This window comes from uncultured Alistipes sp. (assembly GCF_902388705.1).
Classification (GTDB): domain Bacteria; phylum Bacteroidota; class Bacteroidia; order Bacteroidales; family Rikenellaceae; genus Alistipes.
On record NZ_CABMQJ010000054.1, the window covers coordinates 1 to 12,650 of the forward strand.

Here is a 12,650-nt window from a genome sequence, read left to right on the forward strand (position 1 = left end):
GGAGGGCGGCAGGGTGCTGCTGACGGCCTACGACAGACGCGGTTACCGCGTGGCGGTGCAACCGGCTGCGGACAGTGGGCTGATTCCCGTCGCACCGGCCCGGCTGCCGCTCAATACCCTGAACCCCGGGCGCAGGCGCTGGGAGGTCGTGAACCTCGATACGGTGCGTTTCACCGAAGCCGATTCGCTGCGCCAGTGCGGGACGTTCCGCGCAAAACGCTACCGCAAGGTTCCCAACCTGGTGAACGTCCACAGCTGGATGCCCGTGGCGTTCAACCCGTTCGATGCCGTGGACGAGCACAATATCGACCTCAACCTGGGCGTCACGCTCCTCTCGCAGAACCTGCTGTCGAACACCGAAGCCTACGCCTCGTACGGCTGGAACCGCAACGAGGGTTCGCTTTTCAACCTCGGCGTGCGTTACTTCGGGCTGGGCGTGCACCTCGACCTGGACGCGTCGTACGGCGGCAACCAGCTTTTCTATTCGCTCGTGTCGTACGACCCCGAGTCGGGCGACCCGGTTTACCAGAAGCGTCCCAGCCCTGACAAATACTATTCGGTGGGCTTTTCGGCGACGCTGCCGCTCTACTTCCAGCGCGGCTACCACACGCGCACGCTCTCGGTTTCGAGCGGCTGGAACTATTCGAACGGCATGGTCGCCAACCTCGACAAAATCGAGTGGAACAGCGGCAGCATCTCCAACATCCAGCGCATCGGCTTCCGCCGGGGGCTGCACAAGCTCTCGTTCGGCCTGGGCTACTCCGACCAGGTGCGCATGGCGCACCGCGACTTCGCGCCGCGCTGGGGGTACACGTTGAGCACTTCCTATACGTTCAACCCCGCCAATACGCACTTCAGCGACCTGATTTCGTTCTTCGGGCAGGCTTACCTGCCGGGATTCGCGGCGCACAATTCGCTCAAAGTGGCCGCCACCTACCAGACTTCGGTCGGCGGGTACAAGTTCCCGGCGGGATACGCCCCCTTGAGTTACAAGTCGACACGGCTCATTCCGCGCGGCTTCACTTCGGCCGACATCGTGTCGAACAACTATACCGCCGCGTCGCTCGACTACCAGCTTCCGGTGTGGTATCCCGAGGGCGGTATCGGCTCGGTGATTTATTTCAAGCGTATCCGGCTCAATGTCGGCGGCGACTATGCGCAGTTCCGCCGTCCTGCGGGCGAGGGGATGGACTGGCGGCGGATATGGTCGGTAGGCGGCGACATCGTGTTCGACATCAATGCATTCCGCCAGCCGGCGTCGGCCACGTCGACCTTCAAGCTGTCGGTTTACCACCCCAGCAGCGGCGGGGTGTGGTGGGCGGCGGCCGTGGGACTGCCGTTCTGATTGTAATAAATTTTGTATCTTTAGCGCAAAATTCAGGTGTATGGCACAGAAGAAAAAAGCGGGTATCAGCCCGAAAACGATAAAATGGATATGGTGCGTGGTCTTTGCGCCGTTCGCACTGCTGCTAATCATGCTGCTGCTGACGGCCGCGGGGCTGTTCGGCCGCATGCCGTCGTTCGAGGAGCTGGAGAATCCCCGCAGCAACCTCGCCACCGAAATTTACTCGGAGGACGGCAAGGTAATCGGTACGTTCTTCGTGCAGAACCGCTCCTATGTCCAGTACGCCGACCTTTTCCCGGCCGATTCGACGCTCCATATCCGTCTGGCCGGCCACGAAGTGCCGCCGATCGTCGCGGCGCTGATTTCGACCGAGGACGCCCGCTTCCGCTCCCACTCGGGTATCGACATTCCGTCGCTGGCACGCGTGGCGGTCAAAACCCTGCTCCTGCAAAACACTTCGCAGGGCGGCGGGTCGACCATTACGCAGCAGCTGGCCAAGAACCTTTTTCCGCGCGATACGGCGCGTAACGCAGGCCGCATCACCCGCACGTCGAAACTCGTGGTGTCGAAGCTCAAGGAGTGGATTACGGCTCTGAAACTCGAATACAACTATACGAAAGAGGAGATTGCCGCCATGTACCTCAATACGGTGGAGTACGGTTCGAACGCCTACGGCATCAAGTCGGCGGCGCTGACCTTTTTCAATAAGGAGCCGCACGAGCTGAATGTGCAGGAGGCCGCTGTGCTGGTGGGCGTGGTGAACGCCCCGACGCGCTACTCGCCCATACGCAATCCCGACAATGCCTTCGCACGGCGCAACCTCGTGCTTTCGCGCATGGAGGCCGCCGGGGCGCTGACGCGCAAACAGCGCGACTCGATCAGCGCGCTGCCCATCGTGACCAACTACCGTCCCGTGTCGCACAACGAGGGTACGGCGACCTATTTCCGTGAGATGCTCCGCCTGGTGATGAACGCCGAAAAACCCAGGCGCAACCAGTTCTACACCGAATGGGACTATGATCAGGCTGTCAAGGAGTACGAGGAGAACCCGCTGTACGGCTGGTGCCGCAAGAACCGCAAGGCCGACGGCACGCCCTACAATATCTACCGCGACGGACTGAAGATTTACACCACGATCAACTCCACGATGCAGACCTATGCCGAGCAGGCCGTGCAGAAGCAGATGGAGTCGGTGATTCAGCCCCGCATGGATGCCCAGTACCGGCGCACCCGGACGCTTTTCATCGATGCCGACCGCGAGGAGCGCGACCGCATCATGCGCCATGCCATCCGTTATTCGGACCGCTACCGCGAGATGAAGAACGCCGGGGTGGGCGAAAAGGAGATTAACGCCTCGTTCGACAAACCCTGTTCGATGAAGGTGTTCACCTACAAGGGCGAGCGCGACACGCTGATGACCCCGCGCGACTCGATTCTGCACCACAAGCGGATTATGCGCGCCTCGTTCGTGGCGCTCGACCCCCGTACGGGCTATGTCAAGGCGTATGTCGGCGGCCCCAACTTCCGCTATTTCAAATACGACATGGCCAAGCAGGGCAAGCGCCAGATCGGTTCGACAATCAAGCCTTTCGTCTATACGTTCGCCATCGACCACCTGGGCATGACGCCCTGCACGATGGTGCCGAACCTTCCCGTGACAATCGAAACGGCGAACGGCACGGTGTGGTCGCCCAAGGAGGCGGGCAAGGTCGAATACGACGGCGTGCTGCATCCGCTGCGCTGGGGGCTGGCCCGCAGCCGCAACAACTACTCAGCGTGGATTATGAAGCAGGCCAAGCAGCCTGCGGCGGTCGCCGACTTCATTCATAACATGGGTATCCGCAGTTTCATCGACCCCGTTCCGGCACTGGTGCTCGGCTCCTCGGAATCGAACGTGTTCGAACTGGTGAGCGCGTTCTCGACTTTCGCCAACGAGGGCGTGCACAACGACGCGATTTTCGTGACCCGCATCGAGGACCGTCAGGGGAACGTGATTGCCAACTTCATACCCCAGTCGCAGGACGCCGTCAGCGAGCGCACCGCCTATACGATGCTGACGATGCTGCAGGGGGTGGTGACCTCCGGAACGGCCGGGCGCCTGATTCGCGACTACGGTTTCGCAGGGGTGGAAATCGGCGGAAAAACGGGTACTTCGAACAAAAACCGCGATGCGTGGTTCATGTGCGTCGCCCCCAAACTGGTGGCGGGCGCATGGGTCGGCGGCGAAGACCAGTCGGTGCACTTCGTGTCGGGCGGCGAGGGCAGCGTGATGGCGCTCCCGATTGTGGGCGACTTCATGAAGCGGGTTTACGGCGACGGACGCCTCGGTGTGAGCCGTGCCGACCAGTTCATCCGCCCGGCGGTGATGCCGCGCTACGATTGTGACGAGGAGGAAGAGCCGGACGGACAGTCCGCCGATGCCGAAGCGTCCGATGACGATAATTTCTTCGATTGATAAATCCCGGAGCCCGGGAGGATAAAAACGTGGAAAGGACGGGGCATTTGCCCCGTCCTTTCCACGTTTGCCGGTGCGGATGACCGTCCCGGTCGGAGCGGGGGTGTGTCTGCGGATGAAAAACGGGCCGCCCGTGAAAGGGCGGCCCGTCGGGTGCAGTCTGTGCCGGGTTATTCCCCCGACTGACTAATGGTGTGGTCGTTCGTGATGAAAGGACGCTGCGCCTCCTTTTGCAGGATGCCCGACGTATTCCGCTGCGACTTGGCTGCCGACGGTTTGTAGTCGGTCGACTTGCGCACCATCGTGTAGGGCCCGACGAAGAAGTCCTGGTAGGTGTACGGATCCATCGCCGTGAGGTAGTAGTTCGACCCGTTCTTTACGTTCCAGAAATCGACGGAGGTAATCGTATAACCGTCTCCGGAGGTCAGCTTGCCTTCGGCACCCGTCACGACGCCTTTGCCGTCGCCGTCGGGTTTCGCCTCGAGGCAGACGCCGGATGTGTTGAGCAGGCCGTACGCTCCGGTGGTGTGGTGCTGGTAGCGCGGAAGCAGTTGCAGGCTGCCGCCGTCGTCGAGGGTGGCGATTCCCGTCCGTTTGTATATCTTGAAACTCTTGGTCGAACTGGTGTAAGAAACGTAGAACTCGTAGTCGTCCTTAAGCGACGTGTAGCCCCAGCCGCGGATGAAGTAGGTGCCGTTTTGTGTTCTGGGCCGGATTACGATGTCGAAGCTGTACGAGGTTTTCGATTTCTCGGACGAAGCCGAAGTCACTGTCCATGTTCCCAGCCATGCCTTGTAGGCATCGGTCATCGCGTCGGGCAGCTTTGCCGTCGTTACGCTTTGCCGGAAAATCTTCGTCGAGGCGGACATGTAGTTGGGGTCGACGCCGAAGCCTAACACCACGTATTCCGCTTCGTCGTACAGGTAGCTGAATGTAACCGTCTTTATGCCCGAGTAGAGTTTCGCGCTCGTGAGGCCGGCGCAGATCATCGTCTGCAGCTCCTTGTCGGTGTAACCTTCCGCTTCCCATGCCGGGAGAACCGTTACGTAATATTTGTCGGAGTTGGACGGGGTAGCCTTTACCTTGACCGAGTTGAATGTGGTCGTGAGTTCGTAATCGAGCGTATTCTCCGAAACGGCCGGCTTGGGCCCCGAGATGATGAACGAGTCGTCTTCGTTCGCGAAGTAGTAATCCTCCTTCAGTTCGAGCTGCTGTGCGGTGACGCCGTTGATTGTCAGCGGCTCGTACAGTTCGATTCCCGTCTTGGTGTAGATGAACGGGGCGGCATAGGATTTTATGCCCTTGTCGGTTTCCTGCCGGATTGTGAGGTTGCGGTAGAGGAATTTGCCTTCCGAGGTGGTGATGCACTCCAGCGAGTCGCCTTTCACGACGCAGACGTAGGAGGGGAATTTCATGTTTCCGGCGGCATTCTTGTAGGCCTGCATTTCGGATGCCCAGTCGTCGGTCTGCAGCGGGGTGAGCGTGTAAAGGCTGCCCGACTTGACGCCGCGCAGGAGGACTTTCTCGGGTTCCGCACTCAAAACCGTCCACAGGTAGTCGCCCTCGAGCCCCTTGTAGTTCGAGCCGTAGCCATCCGGGTTACGCGGGTGCACGAAGTAGTTGATTAACTCGTTCTTGGTGTCGAACGTCAGGGTGGCGCCCGCTTCCTGTCCCATCGAATAGAGGCTGGTGACGGTCTTCGTCGCGTTTGCTATTTCCGAGCAGACGGTTACCTGCCCGTCGGCGAATTTGAAGAAGAGGTTGAACCCACCGAAAGCCTGCGTGGGGTTGGGGTAGTATTTCACGGCCCAGCCGTGCTCCGCACCCTCGAGCACGGAGATGGCTTTCGCGACGGCCTCTTCGATCCGGTCGCTGGCGCTTTTGTCGAAATAGTCGTTCTCCTCCTTCAGGCAGGAGTTCATCACCAGCGGGAGCACGCCCAATAATAATATCGCTAATTTTTTCATGGTTCGAAGTTGTTAGTGTTAGTCGTCCAGAGATTCTAAATCCATATCGGGAACTTCGTCCGCCCGCCGCAGTACCGTTTCGCGGAGCTGGTCGATGTCGATATTCCAGCTGTTTTGCAGGTAATTGCGGACGATTTCGAACTTCTGGTTGATAATGGCCGCGCCTGCGGTGCCTGCTGTCGTGAGCAGGCTGTCCCAGGTCGCCTGCGGGCGGGTGACATAGATGGAAATCAGCTCGACGAAGTCCTCCGTGTCCTCGGAGCCCGCGTAGCGGCTGATGAGTCCGAGCTGGAGCGCCGCAGCGTCCGTCTTGTAGGTGTCCCAGCAGGCGTCGCCTACGTACAGCGTACCTGTAATCTCCTTGAAGTCGGTCGTGTAAGGCTTGGTCTGGTTCAGGATGTGGGCGAATTCGTGGTGAATCGTCTTGAAGTAGTTCGTGCTGGCGTTGATCGAAGCTATTTGCAGGGCGTCCACGTTGAAGAGCGTGATTTTCTTTCCGCCCTCGGCCGTACCCAGGATGATCGAGCCGTTGCTTTTGTAGGCCGGCGATCCCGTGAGGAAGAGGATTTTCGGGAAATACGAGCGGATGAACTCGCGGCTGCCCGTCACTTCGTCGTAGGGCTCGAGGCAGAGTGCGATGACGAGCTTGGCCAGCGCGATGGACTGGTTGTAATCGGCCGGCGTCAGGTAGTAACCCATGCTCGACTCTATGTCCGAGTAGCGGTATTGGAACTCGATATTGTAGGGTGTCATGTAGTGCCTGTCGAGCCAGCGGTCGAAATCGTTCTTTACGACCTGGGGCTCCCGGATTACGCTCGTCGAATCCAGGTCGTCTTCCGAGCAGGCGGTAATGGCTGCGCAGAAGAGAAGCAATGAAAGGAAATAAATGAGATTCTTTTTCATGGTTCAGCTCTTTGTTAGTCGTTCGTTATCTGGGATTTTTCGTCAGGCCGGCAGCGATGACGTCGGCCGGGAGCTGCAGGCAGCGGCGCGGGTCGCGGTTGCCGCCCTCGTCCGACATTTTGTCGGTGATTTTGACCAGGGTGTTCTCGTCCTGGTCGATCAGCCGGCGGTAGATGGTGATGCCGTAGCGGCGGGTGTCGAACCAGCGCATGCCCATGTGCATGAATTCGATGCGGCGCATGAACAGGATGGCGTGAATCATGTTCTCCTGCGTGCCGGTTTCGACGAGAAATCCCGGGTTGAGCTCTTTCTTGGGCGTCCTGTTCTTGTTCTTCAGGTCGTCCGGCTTTTCCGGGTCTTTGTCCGTCATGTCGTAGGCCAGTTTGTCCGCCCAGTTGTTAATCGACTCTTCGGTCAGTTCCTTGTAGTAGGAGGCGGTGATCTGGTTTTTGGCCCACATGTTCATGTCGGCCAGGGCCGAGGTGTAGTCTTTCTTCATGATGTAGGCCTCGGCGCGGTTCAACAGGGCCTCGTCGGCGCTGGCGATGACGAACAGCGAGTGGGTATATCCGATTTTCTGCACCGGGTCCGTGTATTCGAAAACATAAGGGGTTCTGGGCAGGATATAACGCCCCGAGCCGTAAATCCAGGTGCGCATTTTCCAACCGTATTTGCTTCCCAGCGGGCTCATCGTGGTCGATGACGTTTCGGTCGTTTCGTAGGTTGCGATCGATTTGCCGTGGGTGTAGCGGTTGACGCTGCCGTAGCTGCCGAATATGGCGCCTGCATCCGACATCCCCGTGGCAATCAGGTAGTTGGCCTTCACCGATGTGCTGTTGTAGGCTTTCGAGATGTCGTTCAGCGGGTTGCGCGGGAAGCCGGCGAGGTAGGCCAGATCGCGGAGCTGCGACTGCGGATCCGAGCCCAGGGCCATGCCTGCGTATTTGATGGCGTTGTCCCAGTCTTCGTGGAACAGGAAGACGCGCGATGCGAAACAGCAGGCAGCCTTGTAGTTGAAGTGGTATTTGGGAATGTTGTAGATCGCATCGTCGATCAGCGGAATACCCTCTTCGATGTCGGCAATCATCTTTTCGTAGACGTCGGCGACGGTGCCCCGGTCGTATTTGGGATTCAGCTCGGTTTCGGCATGATCCATATAGGGCACGCCGAGGTCTTCCGGGTGGTTGGTGTTGTAGTGCATGCAGAACATGTTGACCAGCACCCAGTGGCCGTAGGCGCGGCACAGGAGCGCTTCGCCCCGGGCGGCTTTGAGCGTCGGCGTGTTCGCCCCGCCCAGGTCCTGGATGGCCGAGAGCGCCTGGTTGGCCGCAGCGATGGTAACGTAGGCGTTGCTCCACACGGCGTTGGGGTTTTCGTTGGTTTCCACGGCACTTACCTCCTGCCAGTTGTAGAGCTCTTCCTGAAGTTGATTGTGGCTTTTGGTCGAGCCGTAGTCGTCGACGTTGTCCGACGAGAACTCGGCGCACATGTTATAGCAGTTCTTCGGATAGGCCGACACCAGCATCTTGACGATTTTCTCTTCGGAGTCCAACTCGGCGCGGCTGTCGGGCATTTTATCCAGGAAATCGTCACAGGATGCGAGGGCGACCGCCGCCAGCGCAAGGATTAACGGATATACGATATGCTTTTTCATAGTTTGTCTGTTCGTTTAACGTGGGTGATTTACAAGCCGATGCGGATGGTGAGCGTAAACTGGCGGGGTACCGGCGCCGCCACGCCTCCGGTGTTGAAGAACTCCGGATCCTGGCCGTTGAGCTTCTTGTCCGCATAAATCAGGAAGAGGTTGGTCGCCTGCAGTTTGACCGAGAGGCTCTGGAACTTGAGCCTCGAAATCAGCTTTTTGGGGAATTCGTACGTCAGCGAAATCTCCTTCATGCGGATGAAGTCGCCTTTGGCGATACGGGCGGTCGAGTAGTTGTATGCGCTGTACGCCCGCGACAGGTTGTTGTTGTCGTGGTACATGCGCTGCGAGAGAATGGTCGGGATGTCGGTGGTCTTCTCGTTCCCGGCGACTACCCAGCGGTTCTTGAACTCCCGCGGCATGGCGGTCAAATCCGAATAGTAGGACTTGAATACGGGGTTGAGGCGCACCACGTTTCCGAACGAATAGGTCATGAAGACGTTCAGTCGCAGCCCTTTCCATTGGAAGATGTTGCCGAACGAACCCAGGTCGGTCGGGTCGACCGAACCCGAATATTTGAGGAACGAAAGGTTTTCGCGTTCCTGGAAGTTGATGCCGGTCGTCGAAATGTCGCCTTTCTGGTCGAGGAATGTCGGCAGTCCGATTTCGTTCAGGCCCATGAACGGAATCGAGAAGAGCGACCGTACGGGATAGCCCTCCATCGTGAAGCCCGTGCCCGCAATCAGGTCCATCACGCGTACCGAGGTTTCGAGTTTGGTCACCCGGTTGTGGATGTGCGAATAGATGAAGTCGGTCGTCCAGCTGAAGTTCTTGGTCTTGATGTTTTTCGTCGAGAGGCTGATTTCGACGCCGTTCGATTTCATCGTGGCCACGTTGCCTTTTTTCTTGATGATGCCGCCGATACCCTGCGTCGTCACGTCGCCTATCAGGTCGAAGTTGTCGCGCTTGTACCAGTCTACCACCAGGTTGATGCGGTTGTTGGCAAAGCCCATGTCGGCGCCGATGTTGAGCTCGTGCTTCTTTTCGTAGGTGAGCGACGAGTTTTCGAGGTCTTCGATTTGCAGTCCCGACTCCCCGTCGCCGGCCGACGGCCGCCACGGATTGTAGGCGTTGATGACTACGCGCGAGTTGGTCACGCTTGCGGGGCCGCGGTCGGCAGTCAGCGAATAGGAGGCCTTCAGCGTCATGTGGGAAAGGGCCGGCTGCGCTTTCTGGAACCACGGCTCCTCATGCAGGTTCCACGCCCCGGAGATATTCCAGGTGGGCAGCCAGCGCGATTTGCGCGATTTGCCCAGTTTGTTCGTACCCTCGTAGCGGAACGTGCCGTTGACCGTGTAGCGTCCCTTGTAGGAGTAGGTGCCGTTGAAATAGTAGGCGTTGTTGCGGTAGAACGTGTCGCCGATGGTGAAGTATTTCGAACCCTCCTCCTGGCCTTTCTTGAATATCCTGTAATCGTAGAACGGCGTCATGCCCATGTCGTACTGCAGGCCCCAGCCGCGGAACCAGGTGTTGTGGCGGTCGCTCGAGTTGACCTCCATACCGGCGAAGAGGTTGATGATGTGGGCGTTGTTGATGGTCGTATTGTAGGTGGCCGTCAGGCGGAAGTCGTACGAGTACATCTTGTGGTCTTCGCGTTCGTAGATGCCGCCCACGGGCAGTACGACCTCTTTGACGGCGTAGGGATTGTCCGGGTCTTTATACAGGAACGGGTTGTTGTCGCGCACGGTCGTCGGCGAATCGGTGCGGTAGGCCGTGGCCTGGTTCGATTCGTCGGTGATGTGGTGCTCCTGCGTCGTGGCGTTGTATTTCACGGCTGCCAGGGCTCCCAACTCCAGTCCCGGGACTACCGTCCATTTGAGCTCGGCCTGGAACTTCGTGTCCACGACGCTCAAATCCATGTAATTGGCGTTCAGTTCGTGCAGGATGTTGAACGGTGCGTAGTTGCGCGTGTAGTAGGTGTCCTTGTCCAGCGTACGCGAGGTGTTCATGGCGTAGGAGTAGGGGTTGATATCGAAGTCGCGCTTGACGGTGCCTGTTACGGCGTCGGTCGAGCTGGAGAGCGTCCCCGGGGCTTTCTGCTTGCGGTACGATGCGTTCGAAATCAGGTTGAGCGTCAGGTTTTTGTAGATGTTGTACGTGGCGTTGAGGTTGGCCGTGTAGCGGGATACCTTGCTGCTTTTGGTCCAGCCCGGGTCGTAGAGCGCACTCAAGGAGGCGTAGTAGGACGATTTGTCGGTGCCCGAGGTCAGGCTGACCGAATGGCTGTGCATGATGTTGTTGTTGAAAAGCGCGGAGAACCAGTCCGTGTTGCGGTATTCGGCGGCGCGCAGGTAGTCGGTGATTGCCGTGGGGGTATTCTCCATGCGCGACGCGGAAATCAGGCTGTACATTTTGCCGTAGACGCCGCTCTCGGAGCGGTTCGCCGTTTCCGCGAGGTTCAGCCAGCCTTTCTTGCGCATCTCCTCGTATACGGCCATCTGGTCCTGCGAATTCATGATGTTGAATTCGTTGTAGGAGGGAATCATGCGGTAGGTAAATTCCCCCGTGTAGTTGATGCGGCTTATGCCCGAACGGCCTTTCTTGGTCGTGATGACGATCACGCCGGCCATGGCGCGCGCACCGTAAATGGAGGTTGCGGAGCCGTCCTTGAGGATATTGAAACTCTCGATGTCTTCGGCGTTCAGGCCTGCGATGGCCGAGGAGATCAGCGTCGTGGCGTCGCCCGAGGAGAGCGCGTCGGCGTCGATGTCCACGACATCCTCCATGATAACGCCGTCCACCACCCACAGCGGTTTCGAACTGCCGAAAATGGAGGTGGCGCCGCGGACGCGGATTTTAGGCGCCGTGCCGAACGTACCGGAAACGTTCTGGACGGACACGCCCGCCGAGCGTCCTTCGAGGCCGCGGCTGATATCCGCCATACCCGACAGTTTCACGTCGTCTGCGATGAGCTGGTCTGAGGCGCCGGTGAACAGGCGCTTGTCCGTTTTGGTCATACCCGTGACCACGACGGCCTCCACGGCCTGGGCGTCGGGTTCGAGTTTTATATTGATGTTGGGGGCGATGTTTGCCGTCTGGGTTTTGTAACCCACATACGATACCTGAAGCGCCTCGCTCCCGGCGGGGAGGTCTTTCAGCAGGAATTCACCTTTTATGTCGGTCGATGTGCCGACTGTGGGGTGATCTTTCACGACAACGGTGGCTCCGATGACCGGAACGTCGTTCTCGTCGACAACGGTACCCCTGACCGATTTGGTCTGTGCCGAGACAGCCATCATGGAGAGGACGGTCAGCAGCGATAAGAGAATCTTTCGTCTCATAGGCAGATGTTGTTAAGGATTAATTGATTGTGCACGGGCGTTTCCCTTATCGCGGATAAGAAAAACACTTTTTAATCGACGCTCCCGGGGATGGGAACCGGGAGCTTGCGTCTGGTTCGGGTTTGGAACGGATGGCCCGGCGCCGGCAGGCAAGCGGCCGGATACGGGCGGAAAGGCGCTATTCCCTGCGGCTTTTGCCGGGAGGAGCGTCGTACCGGGGACGGGTGCGGCCCGGACGGCTTCCGGGCGTTTCTCCGGGAGCTGCTGAACGTTCCCCTGCCGGTGCGGCGGGAATGCGGTTGTCCGGGCCGGGTGCGTGGCGGGCGAATGCCCGGGCTGCAACGCTCCCGGAGCGGACGGACTTATAAGAATATGGCGGAAAAAAGGTGCAGGACTTTCGATGTGGGGGACGCCTTGCGTTCCGTCCTGTCTCCGATAAGAACATAATGTGCGAATACGGTCGTTCGGCGCATTCGCTCTTCAACCATCTTTTCACGCAGCGTGTTTCGGCCGCGCGTCAATGCGTAAATGTTTTCCATGGCATTTCATTTTAAGGGGATGGGTGTTCTTTTCAGCCGGGAAAAATGTTCCTTTCGGTTTTACAAAATTACAGGAACACCCTCCGCTGCAAGTATGAATTCATCTGATATTAGTATGAAAATATCTCATTCAGGGGCCTGTGGGCGGGGGTGGCGTTTGCAATTCGTGGTGTTTACCTATTTTTACGTTGAATTTCTGCGTATTTCACCTGATCCCACCCTATGCGTTTCGTATACCTGCTGCTGGCGGTCTTTTTAGGCCCTGTGGTTCCTGTGTCTGCACGGGATATTTGCCGCGACTCGTTGCGCGAGGGGGCTTCGGATTGTTCGTACCTTGCGTGCGTGGATCCACACGCTCCCCGCAGCGGTTGTCCGTACCTGTACCGCGACGCTGTGCGTGGAGGGGCCGGACGCCGGGACGACGGACACGGTGGCGGCCGCCCGCTTTTCGCGGGGCC

6 protein-coding genes and 1 pseudogene are annotated in these 12,650 nt (G+C 58.7%); 3 read left to right on the top strand and 4 right to left on the bottom strand.

Annotated features, from left to right (window positions below):
- Together QZT71_RS10360 and QZT71_RS10365 are read left to right on the top strand one after the other, a co-directional pair.
- Positions 1 to 1,345 (top strand): annotated as a pseudogene (locus QZT71_RS10360) (hypothetical protein); the annotation flags it as partial.
- A 40-nt stretch (positions 1,346 to 1,385) separates the two neighbouring features.
- Positions 1,386 to 3,800 (top strand): transglycosylase domain-containing protein, encoded by a 2,415-nt coding sequence (locus QZT71_RS10365; RefSeq protein ID WP_295915797.1) that lies wholly within the window; start codon positions 1,386 to 1,388, stop codon positions 3,798 to 3,800.
- Positions 3,801 to 3,970: 170 nt separating this feature from the next.
- Here QZT71_RS10365 and QZT71_RS10370 read toward each other — a convergent pair whose 3' ends face one another.
- Genes QZT71_RS10370 through QZT71_RS10385 form a run of 4 tightly spaced genes read right to left on the bottom strand, consistent with a single transcriptional unit; the run spans position 3,971 to position 11,653 of the window.
- The gene (locus QZT71_RS10370) at positions 3,971 to 5,767 is read right to left on the bottom strand and encodes a DUF4302 domain-containing protein (RefSeq protein ID WP_295915799.1); all 1,797 of its coding nucleotides are present in this window, start codon (positions 5,765 to 5,767) and stop codon (positions 3,971 to 3,973) included.
- A gap of 18 nt (positions 5,768 to 5,785) precedes the next feature.
- The gene (locus QZT71_RS10375) at positions 5,786 to 6,670 is read right to left on the bottom strand and encodes a putative zinc-binding metallopeptidase (protein WP_295915802.1); all 885 of its coding nucleotides are present in this window, start codon (positions 6,668 to 6,670) and stop codon (positions 5,786 to 5,788) included.
- 25 nt (positions 6,671 to 6,695) lie between these two features.
- The gene (locus QZT71_RS10380; RefSeq protein WP_295915804.1) at positions 6,696 to 8,324 is read right to left on the bottom strand and encodes a RagB/SusD family nutrient uptake outer membrane protein; all 1,629 of its coding nucleotides are present in this window, start codon (positions 8,322 to 8,324) and stop codon (positions 6,696 to 6,698) included.
- A gap of 29 nt (positions 8,325 to 8,353) precedes the next feature.
- Complete coding sequence (locus tag QZT71_RS10385) at positions 8,354 to 11,653, bottom strand: SusC/RagA family TonB-linked outer membrane protein (protein WP_295915805.1); 3,300 nt, start codon at positions 11,651 to 11,653, stop codon at positions 8,354 to 8,356.
- A 761-nt stretch (positions 11,654 to 12,414) separates the two neighbouring features.
- Here QZT71_RS10385 and QZT71_RS10390 point away from each other — a divergent pair.
- The coding region (locus QZT71_RS10390) for a hypothetical protein (protein ID WP_295915808.1) at positions 12,415 to 12,650 on the top strand (236 nt) is incomplete at its 3' end.